The sequence below is a fragment of the Flavobacterium potami genome, assembly GCF_020026915.1.
GTDB lineage: Bacteria > Bacteroidota > Bacteroidia > Flavobacteriales > Flavobacteriaceae > Flavobacterium > Flavobacterium potami.
This window is the reverse complement of record NZ_JAINUY010000001.1, coordinates 180672-200273: the sequence shown is the minus strand read 5'-3', so window position 1 is coordinate 200273 and position 19602 is coordinate 180672. Positions and strand designations below refer to the sequence as shown.

Sequence of the window (19602 nt, the reverse complement as noted above, 5' to 3'; positions counted from 1 at the left end):
TGAAACTTGAAACCTGAAACCCAAAACAAAAAAACCAATGAAAATAACAATTTTAGAAACCCGAGAAATCAAAATTGATGACATTTTAGTTTTGTATAAAGCAAATGAATGGAGTTCTGCGAGCAAGCCAAACGAACTTTATAATGGTCTTTTAAATTCTGAAACTTTAGTAACGGCTTGGGAAGGAAAAAAGCTTATCGGACTTGGAAATGCGATTTCAGATGGATTCTTAACTGTTTATTATCCGCATTTATTGGTGCTTCCTGAATATCAAGGAAAAGGAATCGGGAAATTGATTTTGGACAGAATGCGGGAGAAATACAAACACTTTCATATGCAAATGCTAACAGCAGACGGAAAATCAGTTGAATTTTATAAAAAAAATGGTTTTGAAAGAGCTGGAAAAACAGAATCCATGTGGATTTATCAAGGAAATGAACATTGAAAAAGTTTCAAGTTTCAAGTTTGCGCAATGCAATTAACCTGAAACTTGAAACATGAAACAAATAAAAAACAAAAACCTTAGCATCTTAGAACCTTAGCAACTTAGAATCTTAAAAAAAAATGAAAACTATATTAAACAAATTAATCAACCACGAAGTGCTTACTAAAGAAGAAGCAAAAAACGTATTGATTAATATATCAAGCGGTCAATACAATTCAAGTCAGATTTCGGCATTTTTGACTGTTTTTATGATGCGAAGCATTACCATTGATGAACTTTCTGGCTTTCGCGAGGCATTATTAGATTTATGTGTTCGCGTTGATTTATCAGCTTACAACACAATTGATTTGTGCGGAACGGGCGGTGACGGAAAAGACACTTTCAATATTTCGACTTTAGCATCATTTGTTTCAGCTGGAGCTGGAATAAAAGTGGCAAAACACGGAAATTATGGCGTTTCTTCTATTTCTGGATCAAGCAACGTAATGGAAAAAATGGGAATCAAATTTAGCAACGATCCATCATTTTTAGAAAAATGTATCGATCAGGCTGGAATTTGCGTTTTGCACGCTCCCCTATTTCACCCAGCAATGAAAAACGTTGGACCAATTAGAAAAGAATTGGCTGTAAAAACTTTTTTTAATATGTTGGGACCAATGGTAAATCCAGCATTTCCACAAAATCAATTGGTTGGGGTTTTCAACTTAGAATTGGCTAGAATGTATGCTTATTTGTACCAAAACACAGATACGAATTTCACAATCCTACATTCGCTTGACGGATATGATGAAATTTCATTGACTGGTCCAACCAAAACAATTTCTAACCACATGGAAGGAATGCTGAATCCAGAAGATTTTGGTGTTCGTCTTTTATCTCAAACCGAAATTGAAGGCGGAAAAACTATTGAAGAATCTGCTGAAATTTTTACGAATATTATTTCAGGAAAAGGAAACGAAGCACAGAATAATGTAGTTTGTGCAAACGCAGCAATGGCAATTTCAACCGTTACAAAATGTTCTCCACAAGAAGGTTTTGAACTAGCAAAAGAAAGTTTACTATCAGGAAAAGGATTAAAAGCATTACAGAAATTACAAGAATTAAGTAAATAATTTTTTAGTTTCAAGTTTCAGGTTTCAAGTTTCAAGTTGTTGGAACGTGAAACTAAAAAGACTTGAAACTTGAAACAAATAAAAACAATGAACATACTCGATAAAATAATAATAGACAAAAAACAAGAAGTGATTTTAAAGAAATCGATTATTCCGGTTTCACAATTAGAAGCTTCGGTGTTTTTTGAAAAACAAACTATTTCGCTTAGTCAGAAATTAAGAGAAATCAATTCTGGAATTATTGCAGAACACAAGCGTCGCTCTCCTTCAAAATCAATCATCAACAACAATTTCACAGTTGAGGAAGTGGTAAAAGGTTACGAAAATGCAGGCGCATGCGGAATTTCAGTTTTAACAGACGGAAAATATTTCGGAGGATCGTTGGACGATTTACTTTTGGCTAGAGCTTCAGTAAATATTCCGCTTTTGCGAAAAGAATTTATTGTAGATGAATATCAGATTTTAGAAGCAAAAGCACATGGAGCCGATTTAATTCTATTAATCGCTGCAGTTTTAACTCGTGACGAAATAAAATCTCTATCTGAATTCGCAAAAGGTTTAGGTCTAGAAGTTCTTTTAGAAGTTCACAATCAAGAAGAATTAGAGAAATCAATTATGCCGACTTTAGATATGATTGGTGTAAATAACAGAAACCTAAAAACATTTGAAGTTAGCTTGGATTTCAGTAAAGAATTAGCATCAAAAATTCCAAATGACTTTGTGAAAGTATCTGAAAGCGGAATTTCATCAATTGAAGCCATTCAAGAACTGAAACCTTACGGATACAAAGGTTTTTTAATTGGAGAAAACTTCATGAAAACCGAAAATGCTGGACAAGCTGCAATGGATTTTATTAGTAAACTATAAATTTAAGTTTGCCACGAATTACACAAATTTCCACGAATTAAATTAGTGTAATTCGAGTAATTCGTGGCAAAAAAAATCAACAAAAAGCTTTGCGAACTTTGCGTTTTTAAGCATAATCAAAAGCAAAAAACCTTAGCGCACTTTGCGGTAAAAAACACACAACGAAAATGAAACTCAAAATATGCGGCATGAAATATCCAGAAAATATCCTCGAAGTAGGCGCGCTCCTACCCGATTATATGGGATTTATTTTCTGGGAAAAATCCGCTAGATATTGCAATGGGAATGTTCCCGAATTGATAAAAACCATCAAAAAAGTGGGTGTTTTTGTCAATCAAAGTCAGGAAGAAATTCTAGAAAAAGTCGAAAAATACAATCTACAAGCCGTTCAATTGCACGGAGAAGAATCGGTTGAATTTTGTGCCACTTTAAAAGAAAAACTTCCAAAGAAAATCGAAATTATCAAAGTCTTTTCTGCCGATGAAAATTTTGATTTTGAAACAATCAAACCTTTTGAAAATGTCTGCGATTATTTTCTATTTGACACAAAAGGAAAACTTCCAGGCGGAAACGGAACAACTTTCGACTGGACGATCTTAAAAAAATACAATTCGAAAAAGCCTTTCTTTTTGAGCGGCGGAATTGGAATGAATGAATTAAAAGCAATTGAAGAAATTTCAAAAACCAAATTACCTATTTATGCTGTCGATGTAAATAGTAAATTTGAAATCGAACCAGGGCTGAAAAATAAAAATAGATTAAGCAATTTCAAACGCAAATTTGATGTTGCCAACTTTTAAAATTTAAATAAAATGAGTTTTAACGTTAACGAAAAAGGATATTACGGAGAATTTGGAGGAGCTTACATTCCTGAAATGCTGTATCCAAACGTAGAAGAATTGCGTCAGAAATACTTAAATATTATGGACGAACCTGATTTTAAAGCAGAGTTCAACCAATTGCTGAAAGATTATGTTGGACGCCCTAGTCCGTTGTATTTTGCAAAACGTTTGTCTGAAAAATACAACACCAAAGTTTATCTAAAAAGAGAAGATTTAAACCATACTGGTGCTCACAAAGTAAACAATACAATTGGACAAATCTTATTAGCAAAACGTCTAGGCAAAAAAAGAATTATTGCCGAAACTGGAGCTGGACAACACGGAGTGGCAACGGCAACAGTTTGTGCTTTAATGGGAATTGAGTGTATCGTTTATATGGGTGAAATTGACATTGCACGTCAAGCTCCAAACGTGGCTCGTATGAAAATGTTAGGCGCAGAAGTACGTCCGGCACTTTCAGGTTCTAGAACTTTAAAAGACGCTACAAACGAGGCCATTCGCGATTGGATTAATAATCCGGTTGACACACATTATATTATCGGATCTGCAATTGGACCACATCCTTATCCAGATATGGTAACTCGTTTTCAGAGCATTATTTCAGAAGAAATTAAATGGCAATTGAAAGAAAAAGAAGGACGTGAAAATCCAGATTACGTAGTAGCTTGTATCGGTGGAGGAAGTAATGCTGCCGGAACTTATTATCATTTCTTACACGAACCAGAAGTTGGAATCATTGCTGTTGAAGCAGCAGGAAAAGGTGTTGACAGCGGACACAGTGCTGCAACAAGTAAATTAGGAAAAGTTGGTGTTATTCATGGTTGTAAAACCCTTTTAATGCAGACTCCAGACGGACAAATTACCGAACCTTATTCTATCTCAGCTGGTCTAGATTATCCAGGAGTTGGTCCTTTACACGCGCATTTGGCACAAACAGGAAGAGGAGAGTTTTTCTCTGTTACAGATGATGATGCAATGAATGCGGGACTTCAGTTAACAAAACTAGAAGGCATTATTCCTGCAATTGAAAGTGCACACGCTTTTGCAGTTTTAGATCAGAAAAAATTTAAACCAACAGATGTTGTCGTAATTAGTCTTTCTGGTCGTGGAGATAAAGATTTAGATAATTACATTGAATATTTTAAATTGTAATAAAAGTTATACTTTTGAATAATCTGCTTTAACGAATCAGATTTATTCAAAACTCAACAAATAACGAGAAAATAGTAATTATGGAAAAGTTATTCTCATACGGAACATTACGATCAAAAGAAATTCAAAGACAAATTTTTAATAAAATATTAATTGGTACTGCAGACCAAGTAATGGGTTACAAACTCAAAAGCTTAAAAATTGAAGAAGAATTTGGAATGGCCGATTACGTTGTGGCTGTAGCAAGTGAAAATTCTACAGATACTATTCATGGCGTAGTTTTCACTATTTCTAATGCAGATTTGGCCAAAGTAGATCTATTCGAATCGAATGCTTATAGGAGAGTTCAAGTCACATTACATTCGGGAGAAACTGCCTGGATTTACATTGAAAATTAACGAATTATAAAATGATTTTAGCTACGGCGCAAACAAAACCAAAACGCGGAGATATATCTTCTAACTTATTGAATCATTATAAGCTTATCGAATTGGCTGTCCAAAATGGTGCCAATTTGATTGCTTTTCCAGAATTGTCAATTACTGGTTACGAAAGAGAAAATGCTGCAGCATTAACTTTTACAAAAGACGATTACAGAATTGATCATTTAAAAGAATTGGCTGCTAGACATAATATAATCATTGTTGCCGGTGCTCCTATTCTGATAGAATCCGAAATGTTTATTGGTGAATTTGTGATTTCTCCAGACGACTCGGTTTCTATTTACACCAAGCAATTTTTGCATGAAGGCGAAAATGAATTTTTCAAATCTTCTTTTGATTATAATCCGATGGTTCGAATTGAAGATCAAAACATTTCTTTTGCAATTTGCGCTGATATAGATAATCCGTTGCATGCAGAAAGTGCAGCTAAAAACAATACTGATATTTATATTGCCAGTATATTCTTTTCGCCAAACGGAATTTCTAATGCATATATAGATTTACAAAACTACGCTCAAAAACACAAAATGAATGTTTTGATGTCTAATTTCAGCGGAGAATCTTGGGGTTCGCCTTCTGCAGGACAAAGTGCATTCTGGAATAATAAAGGAGAATTAGTTGCTCAAATGAATGATTCTGACTCAGGATTACTGCTTGTTGAAAAACAAGGCGATGATTGGACGAGTAAAATCGTAACTTTTTAGGTTTCTGCAAGGTTTTCAAAACCTTGTAGGTATAATTGAATTACGTAAAATAAGAAACCTACAAGGTTTAGCAAACCTTGCAGGAGTAAAAACTACAACATAAATAAACATACCTAACAGGTTTTTAAAACCTGTTAGGATAAAAAGATATTAAAATGAACAGAATAACTCAGAAATTACAAGAAGATAAAAAGATACTTTCTATTTATTTTTCTGCCGGATATCCGAACTTAAACGATACGGTGCAGATGATTCAGGATTTAGAAAAAAACGGAGTTGATTTAATTGAAATCGGACTTCCTTTTAGTGATCCTTTGGCAGACGGGCCAACCATTCAGGCAAGTTCCACAACGGCGCTTCATAACGGAATGACAACACAAATTCTTTTTGATCAGCTGAAGAACATCCGCGAAAGCGTAAAAATTCCGTTGATTATTATGGGATATTTTAATCCGATGTTACAATACGGCGTTGAAGCTTTCTGCCAAAAATGTGCGGAAATCGGAATTGACGGTCTGATTATTCCAGATCTTCCAGTTGATGTTTACGCAGACGAATACAAAGCAATTTTCGAAAAATACGGTTTAATTAATGTGTTTTTAATTACACCACAAACGTCAGAAGAACGTATTCGTTTTATCGACAGCGTTTCAAACGGATTTATTTATATGGTAAGTTCTGCAAGCGTTACAGGATCTCAAGCTGGTTTTGGTGATACTCAAGAAACGTATTTTGAAAGAATTGCCGACATGAATTTGAAAAACCCTCAAATTGTTGGTTTCGGAATTTCAAATAAAGAAACTTTCAATCAAGCTACAAAATATGCAAAAGGTGCTATTATCGGAAGTGCTTTTATTAAGCATTTAGCAGAAAACGGAAGTGGGAAAATTGCTGAATTTGTTGGGGAGATTCGATAAATAAATTCAAATGAAATATTTTAAAATCTTCATAATTATTGCATCCTTATTCTTGAATATGAGTTGTGACCGTAGCTGGAAGATTTCAGAATTATTTGTTCAAAAAATTGAAAATTCCTCTAAAGTTATTTATAAATATGATGCTTGGGGGGGACGCGATTCATACATATTTGGATATACTATTTTAGATTCAACTCAAGTATTTGATATCAATAATGTAGAATCATTACCTTTTCAATATTTTGAAACCATTCCCACAAAACAAAATATTTCTGGTGTTGACTGTGAAGAACTTGATGATCAAATAGCTCCTAACAAAACCTTTATACCATTAAAAATTAAGGATAGTGAGGAAAAAGGCATTAAAATTAAAACTAAGATTTTTCAAAATGAAGGTTTTACATTTAAAAATCAAGGTTATAAAAGATATCAATTTGAAACATTTAAAGAATCTCGCGATAGTATTTTCTTTTATAATTTAAATGACGTTGTGAGTTTTGAACCTGAACATTTAGATATTTTAAAATTCAAAAAAACAAATATTTTCATTAGAACGAAAAGCTCTAGTATTGTCTCTACAATATCTATTGAAGATCTAAAACTATCACCAAAAGATGAAATTATTTCTAATATCAGATATGATCTGACACCAAAAAACAAAACTGATATTCTATCATTTTCTAATATTGGTATTTTTAAGCAAGTGAAATTACCAAAGAATTAAATTGAAAGCAAACAGCCTGAAAGACTTAGTTTTTCAGGCTTTTTTATGCTTTAGAAACAATTTCAAAACCACAAATATCGAAACCGTTTTATGTTAATATTATGTTAAAATAAAATTAAACAAGTGTTTAAATTAAACAAGTGTTTAATTTTGCATTCGATTAGAAACAATACCATGTCAGACATCGAATTAAACGATAAAAAAATTCAGATTCTTAACGTTGCTGAAAAGCTGTTTTCTGAGAAAGGATTTGAAGGAACATCGATACGAGATATCTCTAAAGAGGCAAAAATCAACATTGCCATGGTCTCGTATTATTTTGGTTCAAAAGAAAGGCTTCTGGAAGCCCTAATTTTCTACAAAACTGTTGATCTAAAATTACAACTTGAAAATTTATTGCAGGAAAATCTTCAACCGCTTGAAAAAGTCAATAAATTAATCGAAATTTACATTAACAGAATTTGCCTTAACAAGGGGATTTACAGAGTGTTACATTTTGAACTTTACAACAAAAAGAGAGAAAAAAGTCTTCAAGCTTTTACAGAATTAAAAAAAGGAAACTTAAAATCTGTTGAAAGCATTATCAACCAAGGACAAGCGCAGGGCGTTTTTAGAAAGGATATTAATATCCAACTTATTACACCAACGATTATTGGAACCTTTTTTCACTTTCACATGAATCGCTCTTTCTTCGAAGAATTATTGGATTTAAAAACAGAAGAAAAGTTTAACAATTACATTAAAAACGATCTTACAAAGCACATTCAACAAACTATAAAAGCGCTACTTGTTTATGAAAATTAGTCAATTAATGCTCTTTGGAGTTTTCTTTATCGGAATATCTTCAATAGAAGCACAAGAAAAAACAAGTTTAACCTTAGACGAAGCCGTGAAGATGGCGTGGGAAAAAAGTAACGAGGTTACACTTGCCAATACTAAGGTAAACACAAAAATGTACGAGTTAAAAACCGTAAAAAACAATCAGTATCCAGATCTTAAAATTTCTGGACAATATCAGCGCCTTACTAAAGCTTCGATTGACATGCACAACGAAGGTGAAAGTGCTGCTACTCTAGCTTCTCCAGATCGCGCAATGCTTGGAATGGCTAATTTAAGCTTACCAATTTTCGCAGGATTTAAAATTCAAAGCAGTATTGATGCTTACGACAGCATGTATGAAGCAGAAACCGCTACTGCTGAAAAAACAAAAGAAGATGTTGCTTTAAAAGTAATCACCTATTACACAGCTTTATACAAAGCACAAAAAACTTTGGATGTTTTAAACGAAAATCAAAAAAGCGCTAAACAGCGTGTTACTGATTTTACTGAATTAGAAAAAAACGGAATTATTCCGAGAAATGATTTGTTGAAAGCACAATTATTAGTTTCAAAAACTCAATTATCTATTGACGAAGCTACTAACAACTTAAACAATATCAATTTTTATCTAACAACTTTACTTAAATTAGCTCCAGAAACAAAGCTTCAAGTTAACGAAGATGATTTCTTTAATTTAAAAACAAACAATGCCCCAACAACAGATGCATTGGCACTTGAAAGTAGAAAAGATTTAGAAGCAATTCGTTTGCAATCTAAAGCTTCTGAAGCCAATATTAGAATTGCAAAAGCGGCTTACTACCCAACTCTTTCATTACTTGGAGGCTATACTGCTTTAGATCTTAAAGATATTATTACAGTAAAATATGCAATGAATTTTGGTTTAGGTTTATCTTATGATTTATCTGGAATCTTAAAAAACAGTGCACACGTAAAAGAGGCAGAAAGTAGAGCTTTGGAAGTAAAAAATACTGAAGCTATTATGACAGACCGTATTAAAGTTGAAGTTCAAAAATCTCTTGAAGATTATGACTTAGCAATCAACCAAAGTGTGGTTTACAATGAAGCTCTTCAGCAAGCTGCTGAAAATTACAGACTGGTAAAAGACAAGTTCGACAATGGTCTTGCTGATACTAATGATTTAGTTGAAGCAGATGTTGAACATTTAAGTGCCAAAATTAATACCGCTGTATCTAAAGCAACAATCATTCAAAAATACTACGAATTACTTTCAGTATCAGGACAATTATCACAATCATTCAATCTTTCTAAAATATAATCGATAGCTCTCATGGAAAAGAAAAAGACAAATAAAAAATTCATCATCATACTAACCGTAATGGTTTTATTGGGAGGAACTTACGGAATATCTAAATACTTACACGGTCAAGCACACGAAGAAACAGATGATGCTCAGATCGAGAAAAAAATGAATCCGATTATCCCGAGAGTTTCTGGATATATCAGCAAAGTTTATGTGAAAGATAATGATTATGTAAAAAAAGGAGATACTTTATTTACTATCGACAAGAGAGATTATCAATTGAAGATTGATGAAGCTAATGCTGCATTACTAGGAGCTGAAGGTCAATACGAAGCTGCAAAAGCTGATATTGGAAGTGCATATGCAAGCATATCTGTTTCAGATGCTCAAATGAGATCTGCAAGCGGTTCTATCGAAAGTGCAAAAATTAGATTGAGACAATTAACAAACGATTTTAACCGTTACAATAACTTGTACAAAACACATACAATTACAAAACAGCAATTTGAGCAAGCTCAGGCAGCAAAAGACGAAGCTGAAAATCAAGTACGTGTTTTAGAACAACAACAAAAAGCTACTTCTTACCAAAAGTCTGTTATTCAGTCAAAATCTAAAGTTTCAGACAAACAAACAGAAGTTGCTGCAGCAAACATTAAAAAAGCAAAAACTATGCTTGATGTTGCTCACTTAAATCTTTCTTATACTGTAGTTACTGCTGCAATTGACGGTCAGGTTTCTAAAGTTGATATTCAGCCAGGACAATTGGTTCAGCCAGGACAATCTTTATTCTACATCATCAACAACAACGAAGCTTGGGTTGTAGCTAATTTTAAAGAAACGCAATTGAACAAAATGGTTGTTGGACAAAAAGTAAGCTTAAAAGTTGATGCTTATCCAAACTACGAATTCAAAGGAATTGTAACATCATTTTCTCCTGCAACAGGATCTCGTTTTTCATTGTTACCTCCTGATAACGCAACAGGAAACTTCGTAAAAACAATTCAGAGATTACCAGTAAAAATTAGTTTAGATCAATCTAACGATCCTGAAAAAGTAAAATTATTACGCCCAGGAATGAACGTTGATGTAGATGTACATGTAAAATAAATAAATGGCAACAGCAGTACAAGATGACGATTTAGTAGAATACGGTTTCAGACGTGTTGTCATTACGATTACGGCAGTACTTTGTGCATTGCTGGAGATTGTTGACACGACGATTGTAAACGTTGCACTAACAGACATGCGCGGGAGTCTTGGTGCTACCTTGACCGATGTTGCATGGGTAATTACAGCATACGCAATTGCGAATGTTATTGTAATTCCGATGACGAGCTGGCTATCGCAGCAATTTGGAAGACGAAATTATTTTGTGGCTTCGATCATAATATTTACAGTCTGTTCCTTCTTGTGTGGTAATGCCACAAATATATGGGAACTAGTAGCCTTCCGATTCGTACAAGGTATGGGTGGTGGAGCGCTTCTAGTAACAGCCCAGACGATTATTACAGAAAGTTACCCTGTGGCAAAACGTGGAATGGCGCAAGCGATTTACGGAATGGGTGTAATTGTTGGACCAACTCTGGGACCACCTTTAGGAGGTTATTTGGTTGATAATTATTCTTGGCCTTATATTTTCTACATCAACATTCCGTTAGGAATTATTGCAACTATTTTGGCTTTAACTTTTGTTAGAAGTCCAAAATATGGAGAAAAATTAAAAGCCAATCAGGTTGACTGGTGGGGAATTATTTTGTTGAGTGCCTTTATCGGTTCGTTACAATTCGTACTAGAACACGGACAGCAAGATGACTGGTTTAACGATTCTTTAATTGTAACCTTAAGTGTTGTAACAGTTCTTGGATTGGTATTATTTATATGGAGAGAGCTTACTTATAAATATCCAATCGTGAACTTAAGTGTTTTAAAAGACGGAAACTTAAGAATCGGAACCGTAATGTGTTTCATTCTTGGTTTTGGTTTATATGGTTCGACATTAATTATACCAATTTATACGCAGTCTATTTTAGGATGGACAGCAACTGATGCCGGTTTATTATTAATTCCGGGATCGATAACAACCGCGATTATGATGCCATTTGTTGGAAATATGATCCAAAAAGGTGTTCCTCAAGCTTACATGGTTGGAGTTGGGTTTTTAGTTTTCTTCTTCTTTACCTTTATGATGTACAGCCGTATGACACCAGACACCGGAGTTGAACATATGTACTGGCCTTTAATTTTAAGAGGAATCGGTCTAGGATTACTTTTTGTACCTATTACAACACTTTCTCTTTCTACTTTGAAAGGAAAACAAATTGGTGAAGGAGCAGCATTTACAGGAATGATGCGTCAGTTAGGCGGATCTTTCGGTATTGCAATTATTACCACTTTTATTACTCGTTTCAGTCAGTCGCACAGAGTAGATTTAATAAACAATTTAGATCCAGCAAAGTTTGACGTACAACAACGTATTGCAGGAATGCAACACGCCTTTATGGCTAAAGGATATAGCGCAGATGTTGCTTTGAAAAAAGCGTATCAGGCAATAGAATATTCTATAATGAAACAAAGTACCGTAATGGCCTACATGGATATTTTCATGTATCTAGGAATTATGTTTTTATGCTGTATTCCTATCATCCTTTTCATTAAAAAAGGAAAGAACAAAATTAGTGCAGCCGACGCAATGCATTAATAATAATAGATTTATAATACGCAAAAACGCCGAATTCTTAATTGAATTCGGCGTTGTTTTTTATTGATTTCTTCGAAATCCACAGGGATTGAAATCCCTGCATACAATATGCATCGAGCCTCCGGCTCTTTTAAAAACTCAGAATCTTAGCAACTTAGAACCTTAGCATCTTAGCTCCTTAGAACCTCAAAAAATCTATCTCGTAAAAACCAAATGATTCCCTTTTGAAAGATTCGCATCAAACTGATATCCTTCGTAATTGAAACCTTTTAGATCATCAATAGTTTCAGCATTTGTGTCGATTATATAACGAACCATCATACCTCTCGCCTTTTTAGCAAAAAAACTGATCATTTTTAATTTTCCGTCTTTGTAATCTTTAAAGTCTGGCGTAATAACGGGTACTTTTAAAGCTTTTACATCAACTGCAGAAAAATATTCATTACTTGCCAAATTCACAAATAACTCATCTTTTTTCAATTCTTTGTTTAAAGCTTTTGTAACTGTTGGTTTCCAGAATTCGTGTAGGTTTTTAGATTCTGCAACTGGCATTTTAGTTCCCATTTCCAAGCGGTATGCCTGCATTAAATCTAGAGGTTTTAAAAGTCCGTAAAGTCCAGATAAAATTCGAAGTTTATCTTGCAGAACCTCTAATTTATCTAACGGAATGGTATAAGCATCTAAACCCGTATAAACATCGCCATCAAAAGTATAAACTGCAGGGCGTGCATTTTCTGGCGTAAAAGGTGTTTTCCAATCTTGATTTCTTTTCCAATTTAAATCGGCTAGTTTGTCTGAAATCGACATTAATTCTGATAATTCAGATGGCTTTTTTTGTTTTACTACTTTATGAACCACTCTTGCTTCTTTTAAAAAAGACGGTTCTGTATATTGAGATGTTGGTAATTCTTTTTCGAAATTCAATGATTTCGCTGGAGATATAACAATTTTCATTTGTACGTTTTTGTATGTTTCAAAAATACAAATTGCATTTCTAAAAATAGATTATCGCAATTGATTTGTTCTATTTCCGCATAAATATTTTTTAACCACAAATTACACAAATTAACACAAATTAACACAAATTAATCTTCCGTACATTGACTAAATTAATTGTCATTCTATAGTGATCGAGATATAAGATTTACAAAGATTCTGAATCATTTTAAATCTGAACTATTAAAAATAAATTTGTGTTAATTTGTGTAATTTGTGGTAGATCATTTACCTGCACAAATACATAATTTATTCTTATACAAATATTATCAAGTTTTTTCATCCTTTAATCTGTGGCAGAAAAAAAGAAATTCAAGTAATTCGCGTAATTCGTGGCAACCCTTTTCCAATTTTCACAAAAATCAACATCAAAAACTATTAAATTCTTCAAAAAAGTGAGCGATAGATTATAATAGGCATTTTCTATGTTGTAAATTTGCGTGCAATTTATTTCGTCTGAAATTCAAATTGCATTTTTACTCAAAAAATTAGTGAATTCGTGGCTGTACAAACAAATTATAAATCTGCTTTACAAAACAAAATCTTCGATATTATTTCGAAAGCTTCTCAGGAATTAAACGTTGACTCATACGTGATCGGCGGATTTGTTCGTGACTTGCTTTTAAACCGAGGTTCTAAAAAAGATATTGACGTTGTAGCAGTTGGAAGCGGAATTGAATTAGCACTTAAAGTTTCAGATTTGCTCCCAAACAAACCAAAAGTTCAGGTTTTTAAAAGTTATGGAACAGCAATGCTTCGTTTTGAAGATACCGATATTGAATTTGTTGGTGCACGAAAAGAATCTTATAGCCGCGACAGCCGAAATCCGATTGTTGAAAACGGAACTTTACAAGATGATCAAAATCGTCGTGATTTTACGATCAATGCTTTCGCACTTTCTTTAAATCAAAATAATTTCGGAGATCTTTTAGATCCATTTAATGGTTTAACAGATTTAGAAAGCAAAACAATCAAAACGCCTTTGGATCCAGACATTACATATTCTGATGATCCTTTGCGAATGCTTCGTGCGATTCGTTTTGCGACTCAATTGAATTTCGAAATCGAAGAAAATTCATTGAATGCCATCACAAAAAATGCAGAAAGAATCAAAATTATTTCAGGCGAAAGAATCGTTGATGAATTAAACAAAATCCTCATGACGGATAAACCTTCAACTGGATTTTTACTTTTATACAAAACTGGGCTTTTAGATATTATTTTACCTGAATTGACAGCGTTGAATCAGGTAGAGGAAATTGAAGGTCATACCCATAAAAACAATTTTTATCATACGCTAGAAGTTGTCGATAACATTTGCCCAAATACTGATGATGTTTGGTTGCGCTGGTCTGCTTTATTGCATGACATTGGAAAAGCGCCAACAAAGCGCTTCACCAAAAAACAAGGATGGACTTTTCACGGTCATGAATTTCTTGGTGGAAAAATGGCGAAGAAAATCTTCGAACGTTTACACATGCCTTTGAACCATAAAATGAAATTCGTTCAAAAAATGGTTATTATGAGCTCTCGTCCGATTGTTTTGGCGCAAGATATTGTAACGGACAGTGCAGTTCGTCGTTTGGTTTTTGATGCTGGCGAAGATGTAGAAAATTTAATGACTTTATGCGAAGCGGATATCACAACCAAAAATCCTGCTAAATTCAAGAAATATCACAAAAACTTCGAACTGGTTCGCAAAAAAATAGTTGAAGTCGAAGAACGCGATCAGGTTCGTAATTTTCAACCGCCAATTACAGGAGAAGAAATTATGGAAATGTTTGATTTGAAACCTTCTCGAGAAATTGGTATTTTAAAAGAGGCTGTAAAAGAAGCCATTTTAGAAGGAGATATTCCAAATGAATATCAAGCGGCTTACGATTTTGTGATTAAAAGAGCTGAAAAGTTAGGCTTAAAAAAAGTTGAGAAATAAGTATTATTTAATAAAATGAAAAAAGAAAATAAATCAGTAATCATTTGGTTACTATCGGGTTGTGTTTTATTATTTTTAATGGTTGTCGTAGGTGGCATAACACGTTTAACTAATTCAGGTTTATCTATGACCGATTGGCATTTGGTAACCGACACCTTCCCGCCTTTAACCGAGTCAAAATGGCAAGCTGCTTTTGACGAATACAAGAAATTCCCTGAATACCAAAAAATCAACATTCACAACGATTTTCAATTAGCCGATTATAAATTCATTTATTTCTGGGAATGGTTTCACCGTTTTATCGGCCGTATTATTGGTTTGGTTTTCTTTGTGCCTTTTGTTTACTTTTTAGCTAAAAAGAAATTAGACACAGATACCATCAAAAAATGCATCGTTCTTTTGGCGATGGGAGGTTTTCAAGGATTCTTAGGCTGGTTTATGGTAAGAAGCGGATTAATTGACAATCCAGATGTAAGCCATTTTAGACTTTCATTACACTTAACTTTTGCCTTTATTACTTTTGCTTATACGCTTTGGGTAGCATTAGATTTGATTTATCCGGAACGAAATATCAATAAGATTTTACCACTTCGTAAAATTGCTCGTTTTGCTTTAGTAGCTTTATTGATCCAAATTATTTATGGTGGATTTGTAGCGGGTTTGAATGCTGGATTAATTCACAATCACTGGCCTTTAATGAGCGATGGAGAATTTATTCATGAGTCGGTTTTTATTGAACAATCTTCTTTAATCAAAAATTTAATTGAAGGAAAAAGTGGTGTTCAGTTTGTACACAGAACTTTTGCTTATGTAGTAGTTGCCATTATTCTTTTCCTTTTCTTCAAAAGCAAAAAATATACGCTTACTACAACTCAGGCGAATGGAATTAACTTATTAGTTGTTTTTGTTTTCATTCAGTTTTTACTTGGAGTATTCACTTTATTATATAGCGTACCATTGGCTTTAGGATTAATTCACCAGATTATGGCATTTTTCCTTTTGAGCGCGATGACATTTACCTTGCACAGATTGAGTAAATAATAAAGAGATTTTAGATAAAAAAAAAGGGGCGAAAATTTTCGTCCCTTTTTTTTATATGTCGTACATGAAGCTCTTTCATCTCACATCTTTCTTCTTTCTTCTAACAAAAAAAATCTATCCCAACCAACTTTTAAAATCCTGAACTTTTTCACGGCTTACAATTACCTCATCTTCTTTGTAACTTGGTAAAATAACTTTTAAACGAGAATTGGTGTAAACCTGAATTTCTTTGATTGCTTTTAGCGGAACAATAAATTTTCTGCTTACGCGAAAGAACTCTTTCTTGTCGAGTTCCTGTTCTAAAATCTCCAAAGTAGAATCGATTAAGTAATCGCGATTGTCGTATGTATGAATGTAAGTTCCTTTATTTTCACTGAAAAAACATTCGATTTCTTCAGTGGTAATTACTTTTAAATGCTGCCCTATTTTTACTGTAAATCTCTTTTTATAGGTTTTCTCAAAAGGATTGGACAGCATTTGACGAATCTGTTCAAAATCTAATTGCAGATTTGATGTTTCGGCAGTAGCTTTAGGAATTCTTGATTTATATTTTGAAACCGCAGTTTCGAGATCATCTTCATCAATTGGCTTTAAAAGATAATCGATACTGTTTAGTTTGAATGCTTTTAAAGCATATTCATCATATGCCGTTGTAAAAATGATGGCACTTTTTATGTCTATTTTTTCAAAAATTTCAAAAGACAAACCATCTGACAATTGAATATCCAGAAAAATCAAATCAGGATGCGGATTATTCTCAAACCATTCAACAGATTCTTCAACAGAATGAAGCATTGTTTCTACGGTTACGTCTAACTTTTCAAGTTTTCTTTGCAGCAATCTTGCCGCTGGTTTTTCGTCTTCTATAATTAAAGTGATCATTTACTACTGTGAAATTTGAAAAAATACTAATTCAAAACTACTCCCATTTATTTTTATTTTCGGCGTCTTTATCCATATATTTTTGAATTTTCTTTTGCTCCCAATCTGAACTAAAAAACAAATCTGATCCAAAAACAGACAAGCCGTGCGCTACTAAACCAATTCCCCAAAAAAATGCAGTCGAATAGGTATGCCATTGTGATAAACCGCTGAAATCAATTCCTCCATGCAAATTATCTCTCGTTAAACTCGATACAATAATGATCAAATTTACAATAATGAAAACTTTCAAATGCGAGTAAAAACCCTTTATTTTTTTCACTTTTTTGTATGCAGCATTGTAACTTTCGTCATTGCTGTATTCGTTTGAATGCTGGTTTGCATATTCTTCGTACATCTGTCTTCTAAAACGTCCCATTGTATATTTTTTTAATAATTATTGCCACTTATTTTTATTCTCTTTTTCTTTCTCCATAAATTCCTGGATTTTTCTTTCTTCCCAGTCTTTTCCCATTCCAGGAAAAACCTCGAAAACCTTTAATCCGTGAAAAACAACACCAACTCCCCACCATAGCATCGGCCAGAAAAACCATAAATATTGTGGCGATGTATATAAGTTTATGAAAACTAAAATGGCATTTACTAAAATGTAAGAAACCAAATTTCCATAAAAACCTTTTATATTTTCGACTTTCTTTTTAGCCTGAATATATCTTTCTTCTTCGCTTAATTTCCTTTCCATGATTATTCCCATTTTTGTTTTTTATATTTTTTTTCTAAGATACTTTTCAATTTACGTTCTTCCCATTGCTGCCCGAAAATCTTATACGATGCGAACAAATCGATTGCCGAGCCTAATATTACCGCCGACCAAATAATCATTACTACCCAATTGATATATTTTATTGGAAAAAATTGCAATGGTAGATTGGTATACTCTTTTAGAAGAAATACAATCATTGCGATAACATACACAAACAAATGATTGTAAAAACCTTTCAGCTGTTTTACTTTTTTACTAGCCAGTTCCTTCAAAATAGCTAGTTCCTGATCGCTATTCAAATTTGTTTCCATGATTACTTTCAAGTCTGCGTTTGTTTTCTTTTTCTAAAAGTTCATGAATTTTTCTAGCCTCCCATTTTTTATTGAAAAAAGGTGGAAATTCAAAGGCTTTCAACCCGTGTAAAACTATTGCTATTCCCCATCCCATTACCGACCAAATCCACCAAAGGTATTCTGGAGACACCATATAATTGACCACAATTACAATCGGATTGCACAAAACATAAACGGTCAGATGCTCGTAAAATCCTCTTATTTCTTTTACCTTTTTCTGAGCGTCGTAATAACGATCCGCTTCAGTAAAATCTTTTTCAGTCATTATTTCCACGTTTTTTGTTTGTTATCTCTTTCTAAAATTTCTCTGATTTTTCGTTCTTCCCAGTCTGAGCTGTATCCAAAAACTTTAAAAGCATGCATGGCAACTCCAAATCCCCAGCCTAAAGCAGAAAACCAAAACCATTGAAATCCTGGCGAATATTTTAGGTTGATAAAAACCAGAAACGGAACTACACATAGGTATGAAATTACATTTCCATAAAATCCTTTCAATTCTTCTACTCTCTTTTTGGCTCTATAATATGCTTTTGCTTCGTCTGTATATTCTGCACTCATTTCCATAACTGTAATTTGTTTGGTTAAAATTGGAATTCTAACTGTGAAATTTTTCTCGTCCTGGTCAATTTTCACTTTTCTATCCGTTATAATTCCGTATCGATTTACAATATTCTGCAATCCTACACCTTGTCTATCTTGCAGAACTTCCTTCTTCTGAAAATCATTTTGTATTGCTAAATAATCTCCATCAATAAATATTCTAATATGAAGCGGTTTTTGTTCGCTCACGATATTATGCTTTACCGTATTCTCCAATAAAAGCTGCAAAGAAAGCGGTACCACTTTTGCATCTGGATTACTATTTTCTGTTGGTAATTCGTAAAACAAACTATTTTCGAAACGCATTTTCAGCAGGTTCATATAGGTTTTTGCGAACGATAATTCATCTTCAACAGAAACCAATTCTTTGTCTTTTTGTTCTAAAACATATCGGTAAACCTTAGACAAAGAAGTGGTAAAACGTTGTGCATTATCTGGATTTTCTTCAATTAAAGAACTTAAAACATTCAAACTATTAAAAAGAAAATGTGGGTCGATCTGATTTTTTAGACTTTCAAATTTTGCACTCGCTGTTCCTGCAATAATTTTTTGTTGTGTTATTTCAAATTTTGAAGCTTTTTTCCATTTTACCATGAAACTTCTCGCTTGCAAAAAAGTGGAAACTCCCAAAGATAAGATGATATAAAAAAGATGAACCCATACCATTCTTCCTCCAAAAAACACTTCTAAACTCACATCTTGAAGTACCACAAAAATGAAATAGTTGATGGCTAAAACTACAGGCACGGTATACAAAACAGTCACCAAAATCCCATAATAAACTCTAAGATTTGTTTGCTCCAGCCAGTCCCATTTTCTATCTAGTAGTACATTTAGAAATCCGTTACCAAAGCCTAATCCAAAGGAATACAAACAGCTTATAAAAAAAGTTAAAAGAACATTTCTAACATTAAGATCATCTCCTAAAGAAGCTGAAAATATTACGGCAAAGATCATAGAAATCTTGAAACAGACTATTGTTCCACTTTTTAGATCGGTAAATGTTCTTTCTTTCATTATATACTGCTT

The 19602-nt window shown here is 33.3% G+C and carries 22 protein-coding genes; 15 read left to right on the top strand and 7 right to left on the bottom strand.

Going from position 1 to position 19602, the window contains the following annotated elements; translation table 11 throughout:
* Window positions 1-37: 37 nt before the first annotated feature.
* From K6T82_RS00955 to K6T82_RS00895, 13 genes are all read left to right on the top strand, one after another.
* Window positions 38-445 carry a GNAT family N-acetyltransferase gene (locus tag K6T82_RS00955; protein WP_223704153.1) on the top strand — a complete coding sequence of 136 codons (408 nt, stop codon included), beginning with the start codon at window positions 38-40 and terminating at the stop codon, window positions 443-445.
* A 119-nt stretch (window positions 446-564) separates the two neighbouring features.
* Window positions 565-1557, top strand: coding sequence for an anthranilate phosphoribosyltransferase (trpD, locus tag K6T82_RS00950; protein WP_223704152.1), 993 nt, complete (start codon window positions 565-567; stop codon window positions 1555-1557).
* Between the two features lie 87 nt (window positions 1558-1644).
* Window positions 1645-2424, top strand: a complete 780-nt coding sequence (trpC, locus tag K6T82_RS00945; RefSeq protein ID WP_223704982.1) for an indole-3-glycerol phosphate synthase TrpC — start codon at window positions 1645-1647, stop codon at window positions 2422-2424.
* Between the two features lie 167 nt (window positions 2425-2591).
* A complete protein-coding gene (locus K6T82_RS00940; protein WP_223704151.1) occupies window positions 2592-3224 on the top strand; it encodes a phosphoribosylanthranilate isomerase in 633 nt (210 codons plus the stop codon).
* Between the two features lie 12 nt (window positions 3225-3236).
* Complete coding sequence (gene trpB, locus K6T82_RS00935) at window positions 3237-4418, top strand: tryptophan synthase subunit beta (protein ID WP_223704150.1); 1182 nt, start codon at window positions 3237-3239, stop codon at window positions 4416-4418.
* An 80-nt stretch (window positions 4419-4498) separates the two neighbouring features.
* Complete coding sequence (locus K6T82_RS00930; RefSeq protein WP_223704149.1) at window positions 4499-4816, top strand: gamma-glutamylcyclotransferase family protein; 318 nt, start codon at window positions 4499-4501, stop codon at window positions 4814-4816.
* A gap of 11 nt (window positions 4817-4827) precedes the next feature.
* A complete protein-coding gene (locus tag K6T82_RS00925; protein ID WP_223704148.1) occupies window positions 4828-5565 on the top strand; it encodes a carbon-nitrogen hydrolase family protein in 738 nt (245 codons plus the stop codon).
* Window positions 5566-5720: 155 nt separating this feature from the next.
* A complete protein-coding gene (trpA, locus tag K6T82_RS00920) occupies window positions 5721-6482 on the top strand; it encodes a tryptophan synthase subunit alpha (RefSeq protein WP_223704147.1) in 762 nt (253 codons plus the stop codon).
* Between the two features lie 10 nt (window positions 6483-6492).
* A complete protein-coding gene (locus tag K6T82_RS00915) occupies window positions 6493-7206 on the top strand; it encodes a hypothetical protein (RefSeq protein WP_223704146.1) in 714 nt (237 codons plus the stop codon).
* A gap of 174 nt (window positions 7207-7380) precedes the next feature.
* Window positions 7381-8010, top strand: coding sequence for a TetR/AcrR family transcriptional regulator (locus K6T82_RS00910; protein ID WP_223704145.1), 630 nt, complete (start codon window positions 7381-7383; stop codon window positions 8008-8010).
* Window positions 8000-9322 carry a TolC family protein gene (locus tag K6T82_RS00905; RefSeq protein WP_223704144.1) on the top strand — a complete coding sequence of 441 codons (1323 nt, stop codon included), beginning with the start codon at window positions 8000-8002 and terminating at the stop codon, window positions 9320-9322. Before K6T82_RS00910 ends, K6T82_RS00905 begins: the two co-directional genes overlap by 11 nt.
* A gap of 12 nt (window positions 9323-9334) precedes the next feature.
* Window positions 9335-10414, top strand: coding sequence for an HlyD family secretion protein (locus K6T82_RS00900; RefSeq protein ID WP_223704143.1), 1080 nt, complete (start codon window positions 9335-9337; stop codon window positions 10412-10414).
* 4 nt (window positions 10415-10418) lie between these two features.
* Complete coding sequence (locus K6T82_RS00895; protein WP_223704142.1) at window positions 10419-12005, top strand: MDR family MFS transporter; 1587 nt, start codon at window positions 10419-10421, stop codon at window positions 12003-12005.
* Window positions 12006-12200: 195 nt separating this feature from the next.
* On the opposite strand, the gene yaaA is transcribed toward K6T82_RS00895, so the two are convergent.
* Window positions 12201-12959, bottom strand: a complete 759-nt coding sequence (gene yaaA, locus K6T82_RS00890) for a peroxide stress protein YaaA (RefSeq protein ID WP_223704141.1) — start codon at window positions 12957-12959, stop codon at window positions 12201-12203.
* 541 nt (window positions 12960-13500) lie between these two features.
* On the opposite strand from yaaA, the gene K6T82_RS00885 reads away from it, so the two are divergent.
* The gene (locus K6T82_RS00885) at window positions 13501-14934 is read left to right on the top strand and encodes a CCA tRNA nucleotidyltransferase (protein ID WP_223704140.1); all 1434 of its coding nucleotides are present in this window, start codon (window positions 13501-13503) and stop codon (window positions 14932-14934) included.
* 15 nt (window positions 14935-14949) lie between these two features.
* Complete coding sequence (locus K6T82_RS00880; RefSeq protein ID WP_223704139.1) at window positions 14950-15975, top strand: COX15/CtaA family protein; 1026 nt, start codon at window positions 14950-14952, stop codon at window positions 15973-15975.
* A 114-nt stretch (window positions 15976-16089) separates the two neighbouring features.
* On the opposite strand, the gene K6T82_RS00875 is transcribed toward K6T82_RS00880, so the two are convergent.
* Genes K6T82_RS00875 through K6T82_RS00850 form a run of 6 tightly spaced genes read right to left on the bottom strand, consistent with a single transcriptional unit; the run spans window position 16090 to window position 19590 of the window.
* Window positions 16090-16857: a LytR/AlgR family response regulator transcription factor gene (locus tag K6T82_RS00875; RefSeq protein WP_223704138.1), complete on the bottom strand. Its 768-nt coding sequence runs from the start codon at window positions 16855-16857 to the stop codon at window positions 16090-16092.
* Between the two features lie 37 nt (window positions 16858-16894).
* Entirely contained in the window at window positions 16895-17275 is a 381-nt protein-coding gene (locus tag K6T82_RS00870) for a 2TM domain-containing protein (RefSeq protein ID WP_223704137.1), read from the bottom strand.
* A gap of 18 nt (window positions 17276-17293) precedes the next feature.
* The gene (locus tag K6T82_RS00865; RefSeq protein WP_420828323.1) at window positions 17294-17611 is read right to left on the bottom strand and encodes a 2TM domain-containing protein; all 318 of its coding nucleotides are present in this window, start codon (window positions 17609-17611) and stop codon (window positions 17294-17296) included.
* A complete protein-coding gene (locus K6T82_RS00860) occupies window positions 17602-17931 on the bottom strand; it encodes a 2TM domain-containing protein (RefSeq protein ID WP_223704135.1) in 330 nt (109 codons plus the stop codon). The genes K6T82_RS00865 and K6T82_RS00860 overlap by 10 nt, the downstream gene beginning before the upstream one ends.
* Complete coding sequence (locus tag K6T82_RS00855; protein ID WP_223704134.1) at window positions 17912-18238, bottom strand: 2TM domain-containing protein; 327 nt, start codon at window positions 18236-18238, stop codon at window positions 17912-17914. The genes K6T82_RS00860 and K6T82_RS00855 overlap by 20 nt, the downstream gene beginning before the upstream one ends.
* Window positions 18238-19590, bottom strand: a complete 1353-nt coding sequence (locus tag K6T82_RS00850) for a histidine kinase (RefSeq protein WP_223704133.1) — start codon at window positions 19588-19590, stop codon at window positions 18238-18240. Before K6T82_RS00850 ends, K6T82_RS00855 begins: the two co-directional genes overlap by 1 nt.
* Window positions 19591-19602: the final 12 nt, after the last annotated feature.